Source organism: Pseudophaeobacter sp. TrK17, assembly GCF_042192375.1.
Lineage (GTDB): Bacteria > Pseudomonadota > Alphaproteobacteria > Rhodobacterales > Rhodobacteraceae > Pseudophaeobacter.
This window is the reverse complement of the sequence record NZ_CP071705.1, coordinates 48,095-72,337: the sequence shown is the minus strand read 5'-3', so window position 1 is coordinate 72,337 and position 24,243 is coordinate 48,095. Positions and strand designations below refer to the sequence as shown.

Below are 24,243 nucleotides of genomic sequence, written 5' to 3'. Positions count from 1 at the left end.
GACTCTATTGTTGAAAGGGGGGGCTAAGCCCCCTGGCGCCACGGCGCGCATGGTCCCAGGATATTTTCAGCCAAAGGGAAAGCCCCCCGCCGGAGAGCATCAAATGTTTCGCGCGCGAAACATTTGACCAAAGTGCTCGGCCTTTCACCTGAGGTATCGCGCATCACTTTTGGCGTTGAGCTGCAGGCGAAGGCCGCGAACAGGTGATGCCTGTTCAAGGCCGGGCGCTCTAGATCTGGATCCGTTTGGCGGCAGGCACCAGGGCGTTGATCTGGGCGATATGTTCGGGCAGGCAATGGCTGAGGAAATCGTAATGCTGCAGCACATGGGCGCGGGCCGCTGGACCGAGGTAGCTGTAGTCCCTGGGGTTGGCCACCACATCCACCACCTGATCCGCAAGCGCGCCCGGGTCAAAGAAATCCACCAACATGCCGGTCTGCCCATGGGTGACCGCCTCGCGCACCGGGGCCACATCTGCCGCCACCACGGTGGCCTGCATCGACATCGCCTCGAGCAGCGACCAGCTGAGCACAAAGGGCATGGTCAGGTAGATATGGCAGCGGCTGATGCGCAGGATACGGCAGAGATCCTCATAGGGCACCTTGCCGAGGAAATGCACCCGGCTCCAATCCACGCTGTCGCCAAGTTCCGCTTCCATTTCGCCGCGCAGGCCTTTGGGATGGCTGCTTTCAACCCCGTAGGAGGTCTCGTTGCCGCCGATCATCAAAACCCGCGCCTTGGGACGGGTGGCCAGGATCTGGGGCAGGGCGCGCATCATGATGTGAAAGCCGCGGGCGCGTTCCATATTGCGCGCCACATAGGTGATGACCTCGTCGTCGCGGGTCAGCGGCTGCTCCAGCCGCCCCAAGCCAACCGAAGCATTGGCATCGGGCAGCAAGCGATCACAGCGAATGCCATCGTGGCAGGTATACATGCGGTCATGGAAAGACGGCGGGAAGCGGTCGCGTTGCCACAGGGTAGGAGTATGGCCCTGATCGACCGCTTCGATACTGGCATAGGGCACGGTATTGCGCGCCTGGGCAAAAAAGCCGGCCTGATCATTGGCGGGGTTTTCCGGGTCAAAGCCAACCAAGCCGCCAGAGGTGCGGTAGAAATATTCAAAAAAGCCGATCACCGGCACATCCGGCCAGACCTCTTTCATAAACAATAATTCGCCCCAGCCAGTATGGCCGATGATGATGTCGGGCTTAAAGCCCTGGTCGCGCTCCAGCTGCCGGGCCGCCAGGGCGGCGCCAAGCCCGGCCCCTGCCGCCGCCTCCCAGTCTTTTGACAGCCCATAGGCGTCTTTGGCGGGCTGGTGGTGGGAGGTGTAGGTCACGGTTGTCACCCCCGGCAGCCGCAGCCCCCGGCGCTGGGTGAGAAAGAGGATCTCATGGCCGCCCTGTTGGACCAGCCAGGTGAGCAGCTCGCGATATTGGCCGGGCATGTTTTGATGGACAAAAAGGAATTTCATGATGGGCCATACCTTGGAAAATCTGCGGGCAAATCTGCGGAAAAATTTCTGGCCTCATGCTTGCCGGGGAATGGGGCGGGGTGCAAGCCGGCAGGGGAGGTATTGGCGGCGATGGAGGCTGGCTTGCCATTGTGGAGACATGGTTGTGTCATAGCGAAGCTGGATTCTATGGTGTACTAGATTTGGATAACCTTTGCCGCAGTGCCGATGTGTTTGCCCCCAGGGGCAGGGGCACCTGTGAGGAGAGGGCGGACTGGACGAGGTGACGGGGTAAGAGATGCAGGTTGAAGAGACGGGATTGCCGGGGTTGAAGATCCTGGTGCCGCAGCGGTTTGGCGATGCGCGCGGATTTTTTAGCGAATGTTGGAGCCGGCGGCACCTGGCAGAGCAGGGGATTGATCTGGATTTTGTGCAGGACAATCACTCCCTGTCGATGCAGCTGGGGACGCTGCGTGGGCTGCATTTTCAGGCGCCCCCCCATGCCCAGGCCAAACTGGTGCGCTGCGGTCGTGGGGCGCTGTTTGATGTGGCGGTGGATATCCGCAAGGGCTCGCCGACCTATGGCCAGTGGTTTGGCATCGAGCTGACGGCGGAAAATGGCAAACAACTGTTGGTGCCGGTGGGGTTCCTGCATGGCTTTATTACCCGGGCACCCGAGACCGAGATCCTGTACAAATGCACAGATTACTACGCGCCGGACTGCGATGGCGCGGTGGCCTGGGACAGCTGCGGTGTGGACTGGGGCTTTGACGGCCCGCCGCTGCTGTCAGAAAAGGACGCAGCGGCGCCTGCACTGGCGGATTTTGACAGCCCCTTTGTCTGGCAGGGAGCGCTGGCATGAAAATTCTGGTGACCGGCGGGGCCGGCTTTATCGGCTCGGCGGTGGTGCGTCGCGCCATTGGCGATGGCCATCGGGTGGTGAACCTGGATGCGCTGACCTATGCCGCCTGCCTGGAGAATGTGGCCGAAGTGGCGGATCATCCCAACTACGCCTTTGAGCAGGCAGACATTCGCGACCGTGCGGCGCTGGACCGTATCTTTGCCGCCCATGCCCCGGATGCGGTGATGCATCTGGCCGCCGAGAGCCATGTGGACCGCTCGATTGATGGGCCTGGCGATTTTATCGAGACCAATATCACCGGCACCTTTAATATGCTGGAGGCCGCCCGCAAATACTGGACCGAATGTGGCCGCCCAGAGGGGTTCCGCTTTCATCACATCTCGACGGATGAGGTCTATGGCTCGCTTCCTGCCGATCCTGAGGTGCAGTTTACTGAGGAGACGGCTTACGATCCGCGCTCGCCCTATTCCGCCAGCAAGGCGGCCTCTGACCATCTGGTGCGCGCCTGGGCCGAGACCTATGGGCTGCCGGTGGTGCTGACCAATTGTTCCAACAACTACGGCCCCTTCCATTTCCCGGAAAAGCTGGTGCCGGTGGTGATCCTGAACGCCCTGGCGGGCAAGGCGCTGCCGATCTACGGCGATGGATCAAACGTGCGCGACTGGCTCTATGTGGAAGATCACGCCGATGCGCTGCTGTTGGTGCTGCAAAAGGGCCAGCTGGGACGCAGCTACAATATTGGCGGTGAGAATGAGTGTTCCAATCTGGAACTGGTGCAAACCCTCTGCACCATTCTGGATGAAAAACGCCCCCGTGCAGATGGCCTGTCCTACCAGGATCAGATCACCTTTGTCACAGATCGCCCGGGCCATGATGCGCGCTATGCAATTGATCCTTCGCGTATCCGCGCGGAGCTGGGCTGGCGTCCCTCTGTGACGGTTGAGGAAGGGCTGCAGCGCACGGTGCAGTGGTATCTGGAGAATGAGGCCTGGTGGCGCGCCCTGCAGACCCGCGATGGTGTGGGGCAGCGGCTGGGGACGGGCCCGGGGACAGGGCAGTAGCGGCTTTCCAGCTGGAAAGCCGGCCTCCGGCGGAGGTATTTACAGCAAGATGAAAATAGGGCGCAGGACATGAGCATTTTGGTGTTTGGAAAAACCGGTCAGTTGGCGCGGGAACTGGCGCTGCTGGATGGGGTGACCTGTCTGGGTCGCGCCCAGGTGGATCTGTCGGATCCCGCCGCCTGCGCCGAGGCTATTGGGCACTATGCCCCTGTCGCTGTGATCAATGCTGCCGCCTATACGGCGGTGGACCGCGCCGAAGAGGAAGACGCGCTGGCCCAGGCGGTGAACGGTGCAGCGCCGGCGGCGATGGCCCAGGCCTGTGCCGAGCTGGACATTCCCTTTGTGACTGTCTCGACGGATTATGTCTTTGATGGCAGCGGCACGACCCCGTGGCAGCCAAGCGATGCTGTGGCGCCGATCAATGCCTATGGGCGCTCCAAGCTGGCGGGCGAAGAGGCGGTGGCGGCTGCCGGCGGGCGCTATGCCATTTTGCGCACCTCCTGGGTGGTTTCGGCCCATGGCCATAACTTTGTCAAAACCATGCTGCGCCTGGGGGCGGAGCGGGATCATCTGAGTATTGTCGGGGACCAGATCGGCGCGCCGACCCCGGCGCGCGACATTGCCGCCGCCTGCCTGGAGATGGCGCGGCAATTGCGGGCGGACCGGAACAAATCCGGCACCTACCATTTGCAGGGCCTGCCTGAGGTGAGCTGGGCCGGGGTTGCGGCGGAGATTTTTGCCCAGGCCGGGATGACCTGTGAGGTGACGGATATTGCCACCTCCGCCTATCCAACCCCGGCGGCGCGGCCGCTGAACTCACGATTGGATTGCACCACATTAGAGACTGTTTTTAACATTTCTCAGCCCGATTGGCGGCTGGGGCTCAGGGGTGTTTTGAACGATTTAGGAGAGGCATTATGAGTGCAGGCAAGCCCGGCGCGGATCGAAAAGGCATCATTTTGGCGGGGGGCTCTGGCACCCGGCTGTATCCGATCACCATGGGCGTCTCAAAACAGCTGTTGCCGATCTATGACAAGCCGATGATCTATTATCCCCTGAGCGTGCTGATGCTGGCGGGGATCCGCGAGATCTGTGTGATCACAACACCGCAGGATCAGGCACAGTTCAAACGCACCCTAGGCGATGGCAGCCAGTGGGGGATTGAGCTGACCTATGTGGTGCAGCCCGCGCCCGATGGCCTGGCCCAGGCCTTTATTCTGGCCGAGGCGTTTCTGGCCGGGGCACCGTCGGCGCTGGTGCTGGGGGATAATATCTTCTTTGGCCATGGCCTGCCCAAACTGCTGGCGGCGGCGGATGCGCAAGACACAGGCGGCACCGTCTTTGGCTATCACGTGGCCGATCCCGAACGCTATGGGGTGGTGGATTTTGACGCTGAGGGCCGCGCCCGCCAGATCATTGAAAAGCCCGCGGTGGCGCCCTCCAACTATGCGGTGACGGGGCTGTATTTCCTGGATGGCACCGCGCCCGCGCGGGCCCGTGCGGTGCAGCCCTCTCCCCGCGGTGAGCTGGAGATCACCGATCTGCTGCAGAGCTATCTGGACGAAGAGGCCCTGCGGGTTGAGACCATGGGCCGGGGCTATGCCTGGCTGGATACCGGCACCCATGGCTCATTGCTGGAGGCGGGGAACTTTGTCCGCACCCTGCAGGAGCGCCAGGGGCTGCAGACCGGCTGCCCGGAAGAGATCGCCTTTGAACAGGGCTGGATCGATCGTGAGGGGCTCAAGGCGCGGGCAGATCTGTTTGCAAAAAATGACTATGGCCACTATCTGGAAGGCCTGCTGGGCTAGACAGCCGACGGGGATCGGTTTTTTCTGGCGTGTGCGTCTCTGGCTGGGGGCGGCGGCGCTGTTGTTGGCCCTGTACGCACGAAAGGGGTCAAAAACGGCCACATTTTCTGGTTGTGCATTTTGAGTTGATATGGCGGACTGATCCGTATATATGCTCCGATATAAATTAACTTGGAGCGTGCATGGAACAGCTTTGGTCAGCAGAGGCCCTGCGTTTACATTGGGTTTTGCAACCCTCAGAGCAGCCGCTGCTGAAGGGGTTGCCTGGGCCGAAACGGCTTGTACTCGGATACTACCTGAAGTTTTTCCAACGCCATGCCAGATTTCCTAACCGAATGGATGCCATGCCAGAGGCTGTTGTGCAGTTTTTGGCGGAACAGATCGAGTATGACGGTCCGCTGCCATCAGATGTACCAGAGCGCTCGGATCGCCGGTATCGCCGTCTGGTTTCGGATCATTTGCGGCTGCGGCGATTTGATCGAGCCGCTTCTGGCGAATTTGTGGAATGGCTTGTGGTTGAGGTCTTGCCGAACGCGCCGCAGGTGTCGGCGCTTGATGAGCGGATGACAGCGTGGTTTCTAGCCAATCGTTTCATCCGACCAGAGCAATCGCGCTTGGACAAGCTGATGGCTCAATCGGAACGCCAGTTCGATCACAGGCAATACGCCAAGATTTCAGGGCGGCTGACGTTGGCGCACAAACACGCCTTGGATGCTTTGCTGACGACCGATGAGGCCGCATCGCGATTTGCGCAGCTTGCGCGAGGTCCAGGCGGGGCAAGCGTACAGGCCGTTCAGGATGCTGTGGCGCGGTTAGAGATGGTTCGTGCCATCGGCCTACCGCCTCATCTCTTGGAGGGCATTCATCCAGACCATATCGCCAGCCTGGCTCGCCGCGCCGCCAGCGAAGATGCTTGGGACATGCGCCGCCGTCCCGAGGCTGTACGGCATGCCCTGCTCAGTTGCTTTTGCGCGATCAGAGCCGCAGAATTGACAGATGATCTGGGCGATTTGGTGATCAGCATCATCCACAAGATATCTGCGCGCGCTGAGAGTAAGGTGATCAAGGAATATGTCGCTGACTTTCGGAAGGCGGAAAGCAAAGACACGGTTTTGGGCAAGATCGTGCTCGCAGTCGATGGGCAGCCGGAAGGCGACATCCCGCAGGTCATCTACCCGGTCGTCCCGCGTGAGACGATCCGTGAGCTGGCGAAAACCTACCAGGCAGACACGCCTTCATTCACGACCCGCGTGCATCATACAATCCGCCGCTCTTATGCGCGGCATTACCGGCGCGTCCTGCCAGTGATCTTGAGAGCACTGACGTTCCGGACGAGCAGCACCAGTGCCGAGCCGTTGTTGGCCGCCCTTGCCGTATTGACGGAGCCATCGGACCGGAAGCCACAATTTTATGCTGAGGAGGAGGTTCCGATCGACGGTGTTATTCGCCCCAAGTGGCGAGACATTGTTCTCGAGGTGGGCCCTGGAGACGTGGTCCGCGTCAATCGCATCAACTACGAGATATGTGTCCTTCAGACTCTGCGTGAGAAGCTGCGGACAAAAGAAATCTGGATAGAGGGTGCAAAGCGATATTGCGATCCGGACCAAGATCTACCAGCCGATTTTGATACGCGCCGCGCGCACTACTTCGACTTGCTTGATCAGCCCCAGAGTGCGGCTCAGTTTGTCCAGGCGTTGCGAGACGGCATGAGAGAGGCCCTGAGCGCCTTTGATCAAGGCTTCCCGGCCAACAGGGATGTCAAACTCAAGGCTCGGGCCGGAGGCGCGCGCCTATCCTTGCGTCCCTTGAGTCCACAGACTGATCCTGTGGGGTTGGAAGACCTTAAAGCGGAGCTTGGCCGACGGTGGCCGATGACCAGCCTTCTGGATGTGCTGAAGGAAGTCGATCTGCGCACAGAGTTCACGCCGCTGTTCCGTGCAGCGGGGTCTCGGCAGAACTTGCCGCAGGAAGAGGTCTCCCGGCGTCTCTTGCTCGCCCTGTTCGGATCGGGACAAATATCGGGCTCAAGGCCATTGCGGCGGGCCCCCATAAGGTCAGCTACAAGGAGTTGCTCTACATCCGGCAACGCTTCATTCACAAAACAGCACTGCAGGATGCAACCCGCCGGATTGCAGATGCCACCTACCGCATTCGCAGCTCCGATATCTGGGGAGATTCGGGTACGAGCTGCGCCTCGGATTCCACGCAACTGGCATCCTGGGACCAGAACCTGATGACCGAGTGGCATCAGCGCTATGGCGGGCGTGGTGTAATGATCTATTGGCATGTCGATAAGCAGGCCACCTGTGTCCATTCACAGTTGAAACAAGTCTCGTCTTCCGAGGTTGCGTCCATGATTGAGGGCGTACTGCACCACGGCACGGACCTGGATATCGACCGCCAGTTTGTTGATACTCACGGACAAAGCGTCGTGGGGTTTGCTTTTTGCCACCTTCTTGGCTTCGACTTGATGCCACGCCTGAGAGGTATCGCCGGCCAAAAACTCTCCCGCGCAGACAAGCAGGCCGACCGCCGCTTCGCAAATATTGAGCCGATTTGCACGGCCCGACCCATCGACTGGGATCTGATCGCGCGGCATTACGATGAGATGATCCGCCTTGCGATTGCCCTCAAGCTGCGGACAGCCGATGCGGAGACCATCCTCCGCCGCTTCACACGGGGCCAAACGCACCCAGTGTTCTCGGCACTTCTGGAATTGGGCAAGGCGGTCAAAACGATCTTTCTATGCCGGTATCTCGGCAACGCGGAGCTGCGCCGCGAAATCCATTCCGGGCTCAATGTCATAGAGCGCTGGAACGGGGTGAACGACTTCATCTTCTACGGCAATGGTAATGAGCTGGTGTCCAACCGTCGTGACGATCATGAAATCTCTGTCCTCAGCCTGCACCTGCTGCAAGCGGCGATGGTCTATGTGAATACGCTCATGATCCAGCAGGTACTTCGTGAGCGCCCCTGGCGCGAAAAGATGACCGCCCGCGACATGGCAGCGCTGAACCCGCTGCCGCACAGCCACTTCAACCCATATGGTGTCTTTGATCTCGATATGGATACGCGCCTTCCCCTCGAAGAGATGAGGATGGCAGCATGATGCGTTCCGAAACTTATAACAAACGGAACGACCTTTTTTGTGCGCAAAATCAGCGCCTTGTAAAATCCGTATATTTGTTCCGTATATGGCGCCTTAAATCCGGGCAAAATCCATGCTGATCGGGTACGCGAGGGTCTCGACGACTGGCCAGAACCTAGAAAGTCAGATCGAACACCTCCAGAGCGAAGGTTGTGACACGATCTTCCAGGAAAAAATCACGGGGTTTGACCGGCGCAGGCCTCAGCTTGAAAAGATGATCGCTTCCCTACAGCCCAGTGATACGTTGGTCGTCACCAGCCTCGACCGTCTGGCCCGATCAACCAGTGATCTCTTCGTGATTACCCAGAAGGTAGAGGCCGTCGGAGCATCATTCCGCTCCCTGCGGGAACCCTGGGCCGACACAACAAGCTCCATGGGAAAGTTCTTACTTACTGTTTTTGCTGGACTTTCTGAACTTGAACGCAACATCATCAATGAACGCACAGAAGAAGGACGGACCTCCGCAAAGAAACGCGGCGTGAAGTTCGGACGCAAGCTGAAGCTGACACCACACCAGCAGGATCAGGTCAGGGCCATGCTCAAAGAGGGAAAATCCATTCGTGCCATCGCGCGCGACTTCAACGTCGGTGTCGCAACAATCGACCGCATCAAGCGCACAACAGCACTCTCATGAAATGTGGCCGTTTTTGAACCCCTTCGTGCGTACGGGGCCTTGTTGCTGGTTTTGGTGCAGCCGCTGCGGGCCCAGGTGACGCTGGATCTGCGCGATGCCGACCTGCGCAATTTTGTCGAAATTGTCTCTGAAGCCACCGGCCGCAGCTTTGTGCTGGACCCCGGCGTGCGCGGCACAGTGACGGTGCTGGCACCAGATCAGATGTCGCCGCAGGATTTGTTTGAGGTCTTCCTGTCGGTGCTGGAGCTGAACCGGCTGACCCTGATTGAAGGGGCGGGGGCGGATCGCATCGTGCCGATGAATGTGGCGCGGGAGCTGTCCTCGGGCGGCAGCGCCGGCTTGCCCAGCGGCTTTGAAACCCGGGTGATTCCGGTGAAAGAGGAGCCCTTGCAAGAGGTCATTGAGGTGGTGCGACCACTGTTGCCGGCCGAGGCAGTGATGACCCCGGTGCCTGGCGCCAAGCGGCTGATCATTTCGGATCGCAGCGCCAACCTCAATCGGATTACCCGGCTGATCAAACGGTTGGACCAGCCCCGTGCCGCCCCCCCAATCGAGATCCTGCGGCTGCAAAACGCCAATGCGGCTGAGGTCTTGCAGGTGGTGCAATCGATGGATCTGATCCCCGAGGGCTCTTCGGTGAGCGTTGATCGCCGGTCAAACGCGCTGCTGATTTCTGGTTCCGAGGCGTTGAACTACGCCGATGCGGCGGCGATTTCGGATGTGGTGATGCGCACCCTGAACAGTGACAGCGAATCTGGCACCCAGGCCGCGGTGCGCATCGTGCCCGAGCTGCAGACCAATACGCTGCTGGTCTCGGCGCCACAGGAACGTATTGACGATATCGTGCAGATGGTGCGCTATCTGGATCAACGCCCCACCCAGGTGCTGGTCGAGGCGGTGATTTTTGAAATGTCGGTCGAGGGGCTGTCGGATCTGTCGGTGCAGTTTGGCGCGGTGTTGAACAATGCCCTGGTGGGCGGCGCCCAGTTTGATCTGCCCGGGCGCTCCAGCCTGACCAATCTGATTTCCTCGGTTTCCAATGGCGGTGGCGCAACACTGGGATCGGGCGGCGTCTTTGGCGGTGCCAAACGCAATGCAGGCGGCGATGGCATTGTCGGGCTGATCACCGCCATTGCTTCGGTGAATTCCACCCGGCTGTTGTCGACGCCTTCGATCCTGACCCTGAACAACCAGGAGGCCGAGATCGTGGTGGCGCAGAATGTGCCCTTTGTCACGGGCAGCTATTCCACCGTCAGCGATAGCAGCTCGGTTGATAACCCGTTTCAGACCATCGAACGCCAGGATATTGGCCTGACTCTGAATGTGACGCCGCAGATCAATGCCGACCGCACCGTGCGCATGGTGATCAAGCAGGAAGTCTCTAACCTGACCAATTCCACCGCCGCTTCCGGTGGCGAGATCACCTCGCGCCGGTCGCTGTCGACCACGGCGCTGGTCAGCGATGGCAATGTGATCATGCTGGGCGGATTGCTGGAAAATGGCTCGGGCGGGGTCAATCAAAAGGTGCCGGGTCTGGCAGAGCTGCCCCTGGTTGGCGGGCTGTTCCGGGGCAAAACCGTCCCGGTCGCGCTGGCGCAGCAGTTGGGCCAGTACGGCGCTGGACAGATCGGGCAGAAAACTTGCCAGCACCGCAGGGGGGGCGGTGTTCACGTTCAACCGGCTGTCGCCGGGCAGGGCGGTGATCAGAGGCCGCAGGCGGGCATAGGCGCGGGGCGACAGCCCCGGCAGATCCGCCAGCTGATCGGCGCTCAGCAGCGGGTCGCCCACCGGGTCCAGCGGCGGATCCCGTTGCAGCCAGCGCCCGGGGTGACAAAGCGGCGGATGTCATCGGCGATGCGGGCAGGCAGTCCGAGGCGGGCTAGCAGATCGAGATCGCCATCACCATCCATATCAAACTGGGTGGCGGCGGCGGTCATCAGGTAATCCTCCAGCCCCATCTCGCCCGAGGCCTCGCGGAAGCTGCCGTCGCCCATGTTGTGAAAGAACAGATTGGAGGGCGAGACCTCATTGGGGACCCAGGTGCCATTGACAATATAGAGATCCTGCCAGCCGTCCTGGTCAAAATCCGCCACCTTGGTGTCCCAGCTCCAGCCGCCAACCTCAAGCCCGTGGGCCGCCGCCGTATCCGCATAGGCCGTGCCCTGCCAGTCCAGCAGCACATTGGCCCGCAGGATCTGCGGATGGCTGAGAGCGATTTCTTCCGCCAGGGGCTGGCGGCTGGGCTTGAAATGCAGATCACAATAGGCCCGCGGCACCACCTGCGGCGCCGGGATCAGCGTACAGAGGCTGGCAGCGCCCGGCATAAGAGGGATCAAAACGGTTGCCGGATTTATACCAGTCCTTGATCGCCATGTTCTGCTGGCAGGTGGCCCGGGCCTGAGCGTCCTGAATGGCATCGCAATAGAGCGCCAGCGGCTGCATCTTCAACCGCTCGGAGACCCCGGAGGAGCGACCGGCAATCTGTGCCAGATAGATCTCGGGGCGGGTGTCATTGAACAGATCCGCCACCTTGACCGCCATGGTGGTGGTGGTGTGGGGGATCAGCCCCTCGGGCTGGGTCACCATCTGCAAACCGCCCTGGCCATCGCCGCGATAAAAGTAATCGGGGATGTCAAAATCATTGCCGACAATCAGATCCTGGGCGCCGTCGCCGTCAAAATCGCTGAACAACAGCGACAGGGTCTCGCCGGGAATACCGGGCAACTCATGAAAGCTCTGGCCGCTCAGGGCGCCATCGGGGTTAAACACCACCCGGTTGCGCGACTCCTCGCCCGGAATGCGCCGGTACCAGCCCGCCGCCCAGTTGCCGAGCCCCAGGTCCAGATAGCCATCGCCGTCCAGATCGGCAAAGCTCAGCGCCATGGAAAGCGGTGTCTCGGCCTGGTTTTGCACCGGGCTGAGCGGCGTGGCGCCAAAGGCACCGCCATGGTTGCGCCACCAGAAATTGCCCTTGAGGTAGCTGGCCAGGAACAGATCCAGCCAGCCGTCATTGTCGATATCCACCAGCACCGCATTAAACACCTGCAGGTCCGCCAGCGGTCCGAGATCCAGATCCACCCGGGAAAACTGCCCCTGACCGTCGTTGCTATACAGATAAAGCCCCGCCTCGGTGGAGGCCACCGCCAGGTCGATGTCGCCATCGCCGTCGATATCGCCCGAAGACAGGCTGCGCCCCTCCCAGAAGGGCGGCCACATATCGCGCATGGAGAATTCCAGCGGTTTATCAATGCCAAATTCACTGGCCTCGGCGCGGGTGAACAGGGTTTCGGCGGCGGCTGAGCGCGGTGCAAAGGGCGTGGTGGTGATCTGGATCGCACTGGAATCTGCACTGGTTACCTGCGGCAGCGGATCCGCATCCAGGGTTGCCGCCTGGGCGGCGCTCCAGAACAGGCTGTCTGACAGGCCGGCAGACGGGCTGCCTGTGGAGGCGGGCTGAACCGCCTGTGGCGCCGCGCTTTACAACAGCATCTCCAGGGCGCGCTGGCTTTGCCAATTGTGATAGCTCTGCGCCCCGAGGCCGGCCAGAATGCCAAGGCTGGCAATTGCCGCTCCCAGCAGGGCAGCGATGCGAAGCCCCAGCATCTGATTGATAATAAAGAAGGAATAGACCGAAAAACTGCCCAGGGTCATCAGTAGCGCCATGACATAGCCCTGCGCCAGCCCGCTGGCGATCAACACCCCGCACATCACCACATCAAAGCCAATCGGCACCGGCATGAACAGCCCCACCAGGGCGACCAGCAGCAGGATCCCGAGGCCAAAGGGCAAGGTGGTAATCATCTCGGAGGGCAGCAATGTGCCCACCAGCGCGCCCAGAAATCCTGCCGCCAGCATCAGCGGCACTGTCATCCGCACAATATACCACAGATTGCCCAGATAGGCCTTGATCACCTCCCAGAAGGCGCGGATCAGCCCCTCGCGGTGGGGGGCGCCCGCCTCCAGATTACCAGCCTCGAGATCACCTGCGGCCAGTTCGGCGGCGCTCCAGCTTGGCGGCACGGAGGCGGTGGCGGCAGAGACCTCTGCCTGCTGCGCAGCTGGCAGCAGGCGGCACAGCAGCGGCACCACCGCGAGGATCACCACCAGCGACAGGGCCACCTTGATCACCACCATATAAAACGGCACCAGCGCCAGCAGCATGGTCAGCACCACAAAGTTCAACGTCGGTGAGGCCACCATGGCCGACAGCGCCGTCTCGGCCCGCATCCCCGAGGCATAAAGCCCGCGGCCAATGGGGGCGGCGCAATTGGCGCAGACCCCCAACGGCGCGCCCAGAAATAGCCCCAGCACGGAATTGGCAAAGCCCCCCTGTAGACTGCGGCGGCGCAGATAGCCCAGCGTGGTCATAAAGCCGGCCGCAAAGAGGATGCCAAATGTCATCCCCTTCTTATTGGTATTGATCCAGTTCAGGGTGGAATAAAACACCCTCTCCGGGATGCTCATGGCCTCGGTCAGCGGGTATTTTGCCTCAAAACTCAGGGGGTCTTCCAGCTGGATTGCCCCCGACATCATCAGCTTTTCATTCAGCGCCGGATAGCGCGACCCGGTCCAGAACAGCACACAGAGCAGCGCCAGAAGCAGCAACATCAGCCCAAAGCGGGTGCCAAAACGAATGCCAAGCTGCCTGTGCAGCGCAGCGATGATGCCCCGATCAGAGGTGTCAGGCTGAGGGTTTGCGCTCATGGGGTCTCTCTTTAATATTTATCGGTCGGGCGCGGCGGCAGGTCATCCTGCTACGATCTGTCCCCCTCAGGTCCCTTTGGGGCCCCTGTGTTGCCATCGCTGGACCCCACAAAAGCCCGTGCCAAATGGCGCTTTCCGGGCTGCGACGGCTACAGGAATACAGAGGGCGGGACACAGAGGAGGGCCCGTAGCCCCCCTCTTGGGTCGGGCGCGTTCAGCCTTCGTTCAGGCGGGTTTCCAGCTCTGAAATCCGGCTGTTCAGCTGTTCGATATAGATATGTGCGGTTTCCAGCTCGTTCAGCATCCGCAGCATCTTTTCCGAAACATTGACCGCGATATTCGGACCGGTTGGGCCCACCGCTGGCAGGTGCTTGTTGGCCCACATCTCGGCGGCGTGATCCTCGATCGAGGGCACCTGATAGGCCTCGGGGTCAAAAACCGCGTCACAGGGATCGGCCACAGTACAGGCGCCGCCACCGCCGGTGGTGATCAGATGGCCGGGAATGGTGATATTGCCCGCCTGGTCCACCAGCAGTTCGGCAGCGCCGGTGCCATCAAACGACAGGCGGAAAGTGCCGCCCATGGGGGTCAGCGCCGCTACTATCTGCGCATTCGCGACCTCTCGAACTAGGCGTTTGTGTCACAGAGTGAGAATTTTCACGCTAATTTTCGCTTAAAAACCATTCGTCAAGCAATTCAGCTCTATGCCTTGCGTTGAAATTTTCGTCCAGCTCGCATAGAGTAATTCTAACGAACGTTCCAAAGGAGATTTGGATTTTGAAAGAGATTCTTGCAGCCCTGCTTTTGACAGCAGCAACCTCCACAGCTGCTTTTGCCGTCGATGATGCACTCGATAATACCGCCGCAATTGACCCAACCGTCACCAACGAAGACGGCACAACCGGTACAACCATAACCACCACAGAAGACTAGCGCGTAATTCTGCCGATTTCTGAATCTGACTGCGCGTTCCCCGGTCCCCGGTCCCCGGTCCGGGTCTGGTACTGAAGTTTGATCTGGCTAGAGATATTCAAAAGGCGGGCCTCTTGACGGCCCGCCTTTTGCTGTCTTCGGTCGGCGTCAGTGGATCGCACAGCCTTTTGCAGACGGTGACCCCAAAGCACCGCCACCTGGGCTGGCACGCCTGCAGGATCTTGCCTGTCTGGCGCAGATACCAGGCGCTTCTCTGGCGCTGCCCGGCACCTGCTTTATGCTACAGGCAAAGGCTTAGGACCTGGTGACAGTGACACAGGCTGCGGTAACACCAGCCACAATAATGCTGGCCACAATACCGCTGGCCAATGCGAGCAAACATTTATGGGACATATTTAAATGCGCAAATTATTTGGCACGGACGGAGTCCGGGGCACCGCCAACATCCATCCAATGACCGCCGATATGGCGCTGCGCATCGGTGCCGCCGTGGGGCGGTATTTTCGCCGCGAGGCGGGGGGCGTCCACCGGGTGGTGATCGGCAAGGATACCCGCCTGTCAGGCTATATGTTTGAAAACGCGCTGACAGCCGGGCTGACCTCAACAGGGATGAACGTGCTTTTGCTGGGACCGGTGCCAACCCCCGCCGTGGGTCTAATGACCCGCTCCATGCGCGCCGACCTGGGCGTGATGATCTCTGCCAGCCACAACCCAGCCGAAGACAATGGCATCAAGTTCTTCGGCCCTGACGGCTTCAAGCTGTCGGATCAGGCGGAGATGGAAATCGAAGCCCTGCTCGCGGCCGGTGTGGAGCCTGCACAGGCGCAGCACATCGGCCATGCCAAACGCATCGATGATGCCCGGTTCCGCTATGGCGAGCGGGTGAAATCCTCGCTGCCGCGGGACATTCGCCTGGATGGGCTCAAGGTGGTGCTGGACTGTGCCAACGGCGCCGCCCACCGCACCGCGCCCGAGGTACTTTGGGAGCTGGGCGCCGAGGTGGTGCCTCTGGGCGTCTCCCCCAATGGACGAAATATCAATCTCGGCTGCGGCTCGACCCAGCCACAAACCGCCGCCGAAGCGGTGGTGGCCCATGGCGCCGATGTGGGTATCTGTCTAGATGGCGACGCCGACCGGGTGATCATGATCGACGAGACCGGCAGCGTCGCCGATGGGGATCAGCTGATGGCCCTGCTGGCTGGCCGCTGGGCCAAGGCCGGAACCCTGACGGGCAATGCCCTGGTTGCCACGGTGATGTCCAACCTCGGTCTCGAACGTCACCTTGCAGACCAGGGGCTGCGGCTGGAACGCACCGCTGTGGGCGACCGCTATGTGGTGGAACGGATGCGGGCCGGCGGTTTCAACCTGGGTGGTGAACAGTCCGGCCATATCGTGATGAGCGATCACGCCACCACCGGCGACGGGTTGATGGCCGGGCTGCATATGCTCGCCGCCATGGTCGAAACCGGCAAACCCGCCTCAGATCTGCTCACCCAGTTCACCCCGGTGCCACAGCTGCTGCAAAACGTGCGCTTTGCGGCCGGCCAGACCCCGCTGGACAGCCCACCAGTGCAGGCCGCAATCCGCGACGCCGAAGCCGCACTCGAGGGCAAGGGCCGCCTGTTGATCCGCAAATCCGGCACCGAGCCACTGATCAGGGTGATGGCCGAATGCGAAAACGAGCCCCTCCTCAATGCCACCGTAACCGAGGTGGCCGCCGCCGTTGAGGCCGCAACCAGCTGACCCCAGGGCCGCATCAGGGCCGAAGCTGCCAGATTTCATCTTACCCAAAATACCTCGGGGGAGGCCCAAAAGGGCCGGGGGCAGCGCCCCATTTTTACGAAGATCCAAAACGGAAAAACGCCGCTAAGGAGAGCTCCTCAGCGGCGTTTTCTATTTACAAACAGACCATTGCCCTTACGCTTTGGGGCGCCGGGGTTTGGCGCCGCCGCCCTTGGCGGCTTTGGCTTCTGCCGTGCGGGCGCGGTTCTTTTTGCTGCTGGCCTTGCCTTTGGGCGGCGGTGGGCCTTTGGGGCCGCTGCGTTTTGCGCCGGGTTTGCCGCCCTCTTTGCGCCAGCTCTTGCCGGGATCGCCCGCGCCCGCGCGATAGCTCGGCTTGCTCTCTGCCTTTGCCGCTGGTTTGGCTGCCTGTTTGGTCGCCGGTTTTGCAGCGGGCTTGCTGCGTGGGCTGACTTCGCTCACCACCGCATTGGGTTCACGCGGGGCTGCCGCCTTGTGCCGCGGCCGTTCCGACCGTTCTTTACGTTCGGGACGCTCAAACCGATCGCCCCCAGAACGCTCACCGCGCGGCTTGTCGCCGCCCTTGTCACCGCCATAGGGTTTCTTGTCCTTGTAGCCGCCCTCGCGGGGGCCGCCCTCGCGCTTACCTTGGTAGCCACCAGATTTACCGGGACCAGATTTACCGGGGCCAGAGGGACGCCCCCCAGGACGGCCGGCAGGCAAATTGGGCGGACTGGCCAGCTGGGTCACCTTGGTGCCGTCATCCAGCACCATCTCGGACCCCATGGATTTCAGAAAGCCCGCGACCTGGGCCTCACGAATCTCGGCAAAGCTTTCGTCCTGCTGGATCCGAATCGCACCGATATCGCTTTTGGTGATATCCCCAGCGCGGCACAGCATCGGCAGCAGACGGCGCGGATCGGCGCCCTTGTCGCGGCCGGTGTCCAGCGAGAACCAGGTACTGGGGCCAAAGGGCGCCCGCGGTTCGGGCTTGGCATTGGCCGCCGACAGCTCTTCTGGTGCCGAGCGACCGGCATTCCACAGCCGCAGATAGGCCGCGGCCAACTGCTGCGGTGAAAACTCTTCGGCCAGCTTGGCCACCATGGGTTCTTCACTCGCCGCCGGTGCCTCGCTCCAGGCGGGATCTGCCAGCATGCGCTCGCCGTCCCGTTCCTTGATCATCTCCGCCGAGGGCGCAGTGTCCCAGGTGGCGCTGAGCTTGGCCATCTTCAGCAGGCGCTCGGCCTTGCGGGTCGATTTAGGTGGCACCACCAGGGCGCTGACGCCCTTGCGTCCCGCCCGGCCGGTCCGGCCCGAGCGGTGCAACAGGGTTTCGTGGCTGTTGGGCAGCTCGGCGTGTACCACCAGATCCAGGTTCGGCAGGTCAATACCGCGCGCCGCCACATCCGTCGCCACGCAGACCCGGGCACGGCCATCGCGCATCGCCTGCAGCGCATGGCTCCGCTCGGCCTGGGACAGCTCACCGGACAGGGCCACCACCGAAAAGCCACGGTTGGACAGGCGGCTCAGCAGCCGGTTAACCATGGCGCGGGTGTTGCAGAACACAATGGCATTGGGCGATTCAAAATAGCGCAACACATTGATAATGGCGTTTTCATCATCGCGCGCAGCGACAGACATCGCCTGATATTCGATATCGCTGTGCTGGCTTTTCTCTGCCACGGTCGAGATCCGCTGGGCATCGCGCTGATAGCTTTTGGCCAGGCCTGCAATGGCCGGCGGCACGGTGGCCGAGAACAGCAATGTCTGACGCTCATCGGGGCTTTCGCCCAGAATGAATTCCAGATCTTCGCGAAAGCCCAGATCCAGCATCTCATCGGCTTCGTCCAGCACCACGGCGCGCAGATCAGACAGGTCAATGGAGCCGCGCATGATATGGTCGCGCAGACGCCCGGGCGTCGCCACCACGATATGGGCACCGCGGTCCAGCGCACGACGCTCATCGCGCATATCCATGCCGCCCACACAGGAGGCCATCACCGCGCCGGCCTCACCATACAGCCAGGCCAGTTCCCGCTTGACCTGCATCGCCAGCTCGCGGGTTGGGGCAATCACCAGCGCCAGTGGCGTCGCGGCGGGAGAAAATTTATCCTCTGCGCCCAGAATTGTATCGGCAATGGCCAGGCCAAACCCGACGGTCTTACCCGACCCGGTCTGCGCCGAAACCAGAAGGTCGACCCCGGCAAGGGCAGGATCAGAGACCGCCTCCTGTACAGGGGTCAAAGAGGAATATCCACGGCGCTCAAGCGCCAGAGCTAATGTCTGTTTCAAGATGATCTGCTTTTCTATTGGGGCGGGAGGCCAAACCAGGTCTGCCGCTCGAAAGGCCAGGGCCCCGGCAGCAATTGGCCGCGTATAGGCCATTCATGCGCCCATGTATAGTCATCTCTGGGGATCTCTGGCTGCAGCCAATGACCCAGGCCCAGCTTTGCCCGGCAGAGGCCGCAGACTGGGCCGCAAACTGGCGCACAGACTGGAGCGCTGCTGCCAGCTCCGGGGCTGCACTGTAGAGCCCAGAGCGGCGGTTTATGCCTGATCCTTTATGTCAATTTTTACATTTTCAAACGCAAAACCATCCCCCCAAGAGGCGCGTTTCTCCCCCCTTCCATACGCTCATTTAACGATCTGTTGTCACACTCCGCCTGCAGATTATCACACCAAAGCCCCCTTCCATGTGGGGTATTCGCTTTCTGACTGCTGCCCTCACTGGTTCGCCGACGGGGGGAAGTAGTGCCACGCACAAAGGCCAGGCCACCCACAGGGACCAGGTCAAACCAGGGACAGGGCTCCGCAAAGAAATGAATTTTTTTGCCAATACATCTTTCCGCACCCGCCTGTTGCTCAGCATGCTGCTTCCGGTTTTCCTGATTCAATGTTTCAGCATTGTGCATGAGGTGCTGGATCACAAAGAGCTCTTTATGGCCACCCTGGAGCACGAGAGCGATCTGGTGCTGCGGTTTACCGCTGCAGCCCTGGCACAGCCAATGCACTATGACGACCCCGCCCAGATCCAAAATCTGGTCCAGGATATCCTGCGCCAAGGACGGGTGGCGCAGATGCAGGTTTTTGACACCAGCGGCACCCAGATTTTTGCCCAGGCAAACCCCGACTATAGTCCCGCAGCCAATGACCTGCGCGCCAGTCAGAAGATTGTCTATACCGGCTTCGGCAAACCGCAGGATCTGGGACACCTGGAAGTCACCCTCCCCGCGTCTTCCATCGCCGAGCCCCTGCGCAACGCCATTCTCAGCCACCTGGCGCTTTCCAGCTTCGTGCTGGTGATCATTACCATTGTCATCTTCCTGGCCCTGTCGCGCCTGTCGCGGCCGGTGGCGGCGATCATCAAGACGCTGTCAGCCATGCGCACTGATACTTTTGATGGCACCGTCCCCGGATTGGAGCGCCGCGATGAAATCGGCCTGATGGCCCAGGCGCTGCACCAGCTGCACGAAAAAACACATGAGATCGCCGAGCTGCGCGCCCAGGATGGGGTCTGATGCCGGAGAGTGCAGAATCCTACGCTCTCATGAGCGTTTTCAGGTCTCCTGACACTATTAAACTACCCCGCTGACACGGGTTCGTCAAAGATATAGCCTGTGCAAGCGCTGGAGACGGTGGCCGAACCGATGATTGTCATGCTCTCATCCGCGGATTGGTTACCGCCTGACCAAATTCGATACGGGTTACCTCTCTCTAAGAACGGATATGTTTCCCAACGTAGTCCGAGGATTTCCCTATCAATGGCCACCGTCTCCAGCGTACTGCACAGGCAGTATGAGCCGCCGCATTACGCGGGCAACGGCGTCTTGCGTGCGATGTCCCACATAAAGCCCGCGAGTTCGCGCGCGATGGCTGCGAGCACGCGCGGCTGAGGTTTGCCAGTGTTCGACAGATGGCGGAACCGCTTGCAAAGCCGCGTCTGCGCCTTCCAGCCGATGTCCTTGATCTCCTGTGGCAGATGCGCTGAACGCTTCAGGAACGGCTGCCCCTCCTTGGGTGGGTGGCGATAGGACCATCCCGCTTCGACAAGCATCGTACGGGCTAAGGCGTTCCCAGTCTTTGTCAGGCGCCCGCGCCGCGTCGTGTTGCCGCTGGAATGCTCGCTTGGGACCAACCCGAGCCAGGCCATAAGCTGGCGTGGATTTTCAAAGCGGGTGATGTCGCCAATCTCTGCAACCACGGTCGCTGCGATGATCGTGTTCACGCCGCGCAATGCGCGAAGGCCATCGACGACAGGGGCGAAGCGCCACGTCTGAACCGCTTCATCGATCGCTTGATCCAGCGTCGCAACGCGGGTCTCCGCTTGGTCGACAGCCCGCTTCAACTCCTCGAAGGCCAGCTGCTGGTGCGAGAAGCGGAAGCGGCGGAGTTCGGCCAGCCAACGGCGGTGGCGCTTCGTCCAGTAACTGCCATTCTCGTATCGCAACCCATGCCGAAGCAGGAAGCTGAGCAGTTGCTGCTTAGCCACCTTCACGGCATCCATCGCCTGCTTGCGGGTGCGGATCAGGTCGCGCATGGCTTCCTGCTCCTCATCCGGCGTCCAGATCGCCGTCAGCTCACCGGCGCGCCACAGCCGTGCCAGCATTTCAGCGTCCCGACGATCAGTCTTCACCCGATCCCCGGCCTTGCGAGGGATCATCGCAGGCGCGACAACCGCGCATTCAAACCCGAGCTTGGTGAGATGACGATGCAGACCGTAGCCGCAGGGGCCCGCCTCGTAACAAAAGCTCGGCGTACTTCCCGCAGCCGCCAGCTGCTTGGTTAGCCGCAAAACAGAATCTGAAGTATGCGCGATCGTTCCGAAAAACCGGATCTCACCACCGCGACCATCCTCCGCAACCGCAACCACAATCGTGTCTTTGTGGACGTCCAGCCCAACGTAAGTGGTTTTGTTCATTTGCATTCTCCTTTCGAACTACTTCGTGTTCGTCAGGAAACCACACTTGCGGCCCGCGCGCCGCAAAACGCTCATCTGGTCTAAGGCGGTTTGATCATTTTTTTGACCACCTGTATTCACCGGTGAGAAGGATGTGGGCCCATCCGAGTGGCGAGATGTGCGCTAGCAGATCTGGTGAACAACCCAGACGGTCGCGTTGGCGCGCCGTGACAGCTTGGCCAAGGTGCTTGGTGTTCCAGTAAATGATGATAGCGGCGAGCAGGTTCAGCCCGGCCATTCGGAAGTGCTGTCCCTCGGTTGTTCTATCGCGAATTTCACCTTGGCGACCAATGCGCAGGGCGTTTTTCAGCGCATGATGCGCTTCGCCCTTATTCAGGCCGATTTGGGCGCGGCGTTGCATGTCGGCATCCAGCAGCCAATCGATGATGAACAGCGTCCGTTCGATCCGGCCGATTTCGCGCAATGCTACCGCAAGTTCATGCTGTCGGGGATATGCCGCGAATTTTCGCAAGAGTTGGCTTGGCGGCATCGCGCCCGCAACCATGGTGGCCGCTGCGCGTAGGAGGTCGGGCCAGTTCGAGCTGATGACAGGTTCCCTGACCTTGCCGCCTATCAAGCCCGTCAGCTCTTTCGGGCAGGATTTCGGATCGAAGAGGTAAAGGCGCTTGGATGGCAGATCCCGGATGCGCGGGATGAACTGAAAGCCCAGAAGGGCGGTGACGGCGAAGACGTGGTCGGTGAAGCCGCCCGTGTCGGCATACTGTTCGCGGATTTTCTGACCTGCGTCTGTCATCAACAGGCCGTCCAGGATGTAAGGGGCCTCGTTCACCGTGGCCGGGATGGTCTGGGTGGCGAAAGGGCCGAACTGGTCGGAGACATGGGTATAGGCTTTCAGACCGGGTTCATGGCCGTATTTGGCGTTGATCAGGTTCATCGCCTCGCCCTGGCGCGTGGTCGGGAAGAATTGCCCGTCACTCGAAGCGGTCTGCCCTGCGCCCCAGAACCGGGCCATCGGCAAGGCAGATTGACCTTCGATCACCATGGCCAGGGCGCGTGCCATCGCCTCGCTTTCCACATGCCAGCGCGACAGGCGCGAGAGCTGGAAATAATCATGGGTGTTCGTGGCCCCAGCCATTTTGCTGAGGCCAAGGTTCAGCCCTTCAGCCAGCAGCACGTTCAACATGCCGACCCTGTCTTTGCATGGAACGCCGGTGCGCAGATGGGTGAAGGCCTCGGTAAAGCCGATCTCGTCATCCACTTCGAGCAGGAGGTCTGTGATCCTGATCTCCGGCAGGCGGTTGTAAAGATCGAGCACCATGGCATCGGCCTCTTCGGGGACAGCCGCCGTCAGACGGTCGATCTTGAGCACGCCACCTTCGATAGAACCTCCCGGAATGGCACCCGCCCTGGCGGCGCGGGCCAGTCGTTCCAAGCCATCTGCCAGGCGAGATTTTCGATCCGCGAGCCAGAGCTCCGGTTCAAACGGCATGGCCAGTTTTGGCGTGGCCGTGGCAACTTCTGTCGGAAAAAGCGCGTCCTTGAGATCGCCATATCGGCGGGAATGTGTGAGCCAGATGTCGCCGGCACGGAATGCGTCGCGCAGGTGGCACAGGACCGCCACCTCCCAAAGCCGGTTCCCATCGTCGTGATTCAAGTGTCGATGCCATTTCGAAGCCCGGCGCAGAAAGGTCAGTGGCCGGGTAGTCGTCGTTTCCGTACCCGCGACGATGTCGGCGGCGGCAAGCAACGGTTCCGCCACCGGTGCCGCCTGAATATCGAGCGCCCGTAGCATGCGCGGCGCATAGCGTCGGAAGCGATGATACCCGTGAACAACATGTGCCAGTGGATCAGCCGCCAATGTGTCAGTCAGTTGGGCGGCGGTGGAAACAAGCCCCCTCAGCGATGACCAGCCTCCGGCGTTTTGAATGGCCTCGATCAGGGAGGCCTGATCTTCATGTGCTTCCAGCAGAGCTGATCCAAAATTTGAGAAGCCCTGCAAGGTGTCTTTCAAAGCAGCCTTGGCGTCATCTGCCCGAGCATCGCATACGCGTTTCGCCTCGCGCCACGTCTTCCCCACAATCCGGTCATGGCTTTCGACCACGGCATCGGCAATGGCACTGCGCCATTCCAGAGCGCAGACCGCGAGGATGGCAAGGCGGCGGTCGCCGGAGATATCCCGCAGATCTCCGGCGAAGTAACGTTCACCTTGCCGTCGGAGGCGCGCGATACGGTGGGGCGGCACACCCGACAGGACGGTTCGGTCCACGGCCATGGTCTGCAAGAATTCCAACCGGCCGAGCAGCCGGTTCATGTCGGCCGAGTTCTGGCCCACCTCAAACTGGCGCAGCCAGACAAAGCGGGTGACAGAACCGTCCGCCATTTCCGTCAGCAAGGCGTCAAGTCGACTGCACATCTCATCATCCAGCCGGTCGGCAATCCGAGCGTCGATCCGTCGCTCTGCAGCAACGAGTGCATCCGCGCAAAGGCGTTCGATAACCGTGATCCCTGGTAGAATGGTCTGGGTCGCCCGGCATTGTTCCACGAAACGCCGCGCCAAGTCCTCGTTCGACCGGGCAGTTTCGGCTGTTCTCTCCAGCCAGGCCTTCAGGTCGCGCGATCCTCGGCCAGTGAACATCTTGTAGCTATAGAGATCCCGCAGGGCCGCCAGATGTTCATGACGCGTTTCTTCGCGGCTTGCATATCCAGCCAGATCGTCTGATTTCAGCCCAAGCTGCGCAGCCAGGAAGCGCGTGATCTCCATTGGAATGACCTCGCCCGGGGTCAACAACCGACCGGGATAGCGCAATGCGCAAAGCTGGAGAGCAAACCCAAAACGATTGTGGGGGCGGCGGCGGGCGCGGATGATTTCCAGATCGTCGTCCGCAAGGGTGTAGTGGCGCAACATCGCCGTTTCATCGGTCGGAAGATCAAAAAGTACTGAGCGCTGACGCTCGGTGAGGATAGTACGATGCGCCATGTTCC

General features: G+C 60.9%; 18 protein-coding genes and 2 pseudogenes. 12 read left to right on the top strand and 8 right to left on the bottom strand.

All coding sequences use genetic code 11. From position 1 onward, the window contains the following. Nucleotides 1-229: 229 nt before the first annotated feature. Nucleotides 230-1,474: a glycosyltransferase family 4 protein gene (locus JZI28_RS24150; RefSeq protein WP_375700468.1), complete on the bottom strand. Its 1,245-nt coding sequence runs from the start codon at nucleotides 1,472-1,474 to the stop codon at nucleotides 230-232. Nucleotides 1,475-1,751: 277 nt separating this feature from the next. Between JZI28_RS24150 and rfbC the strand changes: the two genes are divergently transcribed. The 8 genes and pseudogenes from rfbC to JZI28_RS24110 all read left to right on the top strand — a co-directional run. Next, nucleotides 1,752-2,315 carry a dTDP-4-dehydrorhamnose 3,5-epimerase gene (rfbC, locus tag JZI28_RS24145; RefSeq protein WP_375700467.1) on the top strand — a complete coding sequence of 188 codons (564 nt, stop codon included), beginning with the start codon at nucleotides 1,752-1,754 and terminating at the stop codon, nucleotides 2,313-2,315. Next, complete coding sequence (gene rfbB, locus JZI28_RS24140; protein WP_375700466.1) at nucleotides 2,312-3,376, top strand: dTDP-glucose 4,6-dehydratase; 1,065 nt, start codon at nucleotides 2,312-2,314, stop codon at nucleotides 3,374-3,376. The genes rfbC and rfbB overlap by 4 nt, the downstream gene beginning before the upstream one ends. Before the next feature lie 69 nt (nucleotides 3,377-3,445). Next, the gene (gene rfbD / locus JZI28_RS24135; protein WP_375700465.1) at nucleotides 3,446-4,297 is read left to right on the top strand and encodes a dTDP-4-dehydrorhamnose reductase; all 852 of its coding nucleotides are present in this window, start codon (nucleotides 3,446-3,448) and stop codon (nucleotides 4,295-4,297) included. Next, nucleotides 4,294-5,184, top strand: a complete 891-nt coding sequence (rfbA, locus tag JZI28_RS24130) for a glucose-1-phosphate thymidylyltransferase RfbA (RefSeq protein ID WP_375700464.1) — start codon at nucleotides 4,294-4,296, stop codon at nucleotides 5,182-5,184. Before rfbD ends, rfbA begins: the two co-directional genes overlap by 4 nt. Nucleotides 5,185-5,366: 182 nt before the next feature. After that, nucleotides 5,367-5,807: pseudogene (locus tag JZI28_RS24125) on the top strand (DUF4158 domain-containing protein); the annotation flags it as partial. Between the two features lie 1,241 nt (nucleotides 5,808-7,048). Further along, the gene (locus tag JZI28_RS24120; protein WP_375700463.1) at nucleotides 7,049-8,293 is read left to right on the top strand and encodes a transposase; all 1,245 of its coding nucleotides are present in this window, start codon (nucleotides 7,049-7,051) and stop codon (nucleotides 8,291-8,293) included. Between the two features lie 112 nt (nucleotides 8,294-8,405). After that, nucleotides 8,406-8,966: a recombinase family protein gene (locus JZI28_RS24115; RefSeq protein WP_047998007.1), complete on the top strand. Its 561-nt coding sequence runs from the start codon at nucleotides 8,406-8,408 to the stop codon at nucleotides 8,964-8,966. Between the two features lie 3 nt (nucleotides 8,967-8,969). Next, a pseudogene (locus tag JZI28_RS24110) lies at nucleotides 8,970-10,532 on the top strand (secretin N-terminal domain-containing protein); the annotation flags it as partial. Between the two features lie 203 nt (nucleotides 10,533-10,735). Here the strand turns inward: JZI28_RS24110 and JZI28_RS24105 are convergent. Beyond that, nucleotides 10,736-11,290, bottom strand: a complete 555-nt coding sequence (locus JZI28_RS24105) for a hypothetical protein (RefSeq protein ID WP_375700462.1) — start codon at nucleotides 11,288-11,290, stop codon at nucleotides 10,736-10,738. Beyond that, the gene (locus JZI28_RS24100; protein WP_375700461.1) at nucleotides 11,223-12,191 is read right to left on the bottom strand and encodes an FG-GAP repeat domain-containing protein; all 969 of its coding nucleotides are present in this window, start codon (nucleotides 12,189-12,191) and stop codon (nucleotides 11,223-11,225) included. Before JZI28_RS24100 ends, JZI28_RS24105 begins: the two co-directional genes overlap by 68 nt. A 22-nt stretch (nucleotides 12,192-12,213) precedes the next feature. Between JZI28_RS24100 and JZI28_RS24095 the strand changes: the two genes are divergently transcribed. Next, entirely contained in the window at nucleotides 12,214-12,423 is a 210-nt protein-coding gene (locus tag JZI28_RS24095) for a hypothetical protein (RefSeq protein ID WP_375700460.1), read from the top strand. Nucleotides 12,424-12,443: 20 nt separating this feature from the next. Here the strand turns inward: JZI28_RS24095 and JZI28_RS24090 are convergent, their stop codons facing one another. Both JZI28_RS24090 and JZI28_RS24085 read right to left on the bottom strand, forming a co-directional pair. Next, nucleotides 12,444-13,670, bottom strand: coding sequence for a permease (locus JZI28_RS24090; RefSeq protein ID WP_375700459.1), 1,227 nt, complete (start codon nucleotides 13,668-13,670; stop codon nucleotides 12,444-12,446). 214 nt (nucleotides 13,671-13,884) lie between these two features. Next, nucleotides 13,885-14,253 carry a hypothetical protein gene (locus JZI28_RS24085; RefSeq protein WP_375700458.1) on the bottom strand — a complete coding sequence of 123 codons (369 nt, stop codon included), beginning with the start codon at nucleotides 14,251-14,253 and terminating at the stop codon, nucleotides 13,885-13,887. Nucleotides 14,254-14,447: 194 nt separating this feature from the next. On the opposite strand from JZI28_RS24085, the gene JZI28_RS24080 reads away from it, so the two are divergent. Together JZI28_RS24080 and glmM are read left to right on the top strand one after the other, a co-directional pair. Beyond that, nucleotides 14,448-14,603: a hypothetical protein gene (locus JZI28_RS24080; RefSeq protein WP_375700457.1), complete on the top strand. Its 156-nt coding sequence runs from the start codon at nucleotides 14,448-14,450 to the stop codon at nucleotides 14,601-14,603. A 399-nt stretch (nucleotides 14,604-15,002) separates the two neighbouring features. Further along, nucleotides 15,003-16,346 (top strand): phosphoglucosamine mutase, encoded by a 1,344-nt coding sequence (glmM, locus tag JZI28_RS24075; RefSeq protein ID WP_295455246.1) that lies wholly within the window; start codon nucleotides 15,003-15,005, stop codon nucleotides 16,344-16,346. A gap of 174 nt (nucleotides 16,347-16,520) precedes the next feature. Here the strand turns inward: glmM and JZI28_RS24070 are convergent, their stop codons facing one another. Further along, nucleotides 16,521-18,635 carry a DEAD/DEAH box helicase gene (locus JZI28_RS24070; protein WP_375700456.1) on the bottom strand — a complete coding sequence of 705 codons (2,115 nt, stop codon included), beginning with the start codon at nucleotides 18,633-18,635 and terminating at the stop codon, nucleotides 16,521-16,523. Nucleotides 18,636-19,162: 527 nt separating this feature from the next. Here JZI28_RS24070 and JZI28_RS24065 point away from each other — a divergent pair. Continuing rightward, complete coding sequence (locus JZI28_RS24065; protein WP_375700455.1) at nucleotides 19,163-19,861, top strand: HAMP domain-containing protein; 699 nt, start codon at nucleotides 19,163-19,165, stop codon at nucleotides 19,859-19,861. Between the two features lie 290 nt (nucleotides 19,862-20,151). Here the strand turns inward: JZI28_RS24065 and JZI28_RS24060 are convergent, their stop codons facing one another. Beyond that, nucleotides 20,152-21,261: an IS110 family transposase gene (locus JZI28_RS24060; RefSeq protein WP_375699392.1), complete on the bottom strand. Its 1,110-nt coding sequence runs from the start codon at nucleotides 21,259-21,261 to the stop codon at nucleotides 20,152-20,154. 94 nt (nucleotides 21,262-21,355) lie between these two features. Continuing rightward, a complete protein-coding gene (locus JZI28_RS24055) occupies nucleotides 21,356-24,238 on the bottom strand; it encodes a Tn3 family transposase (RefSeq protein WP_375700454.1) in 2,883 nt (960 codons plus the stop codon). Nucleotides 24,239-24,243: the final 5 nt, after the last annotated feature.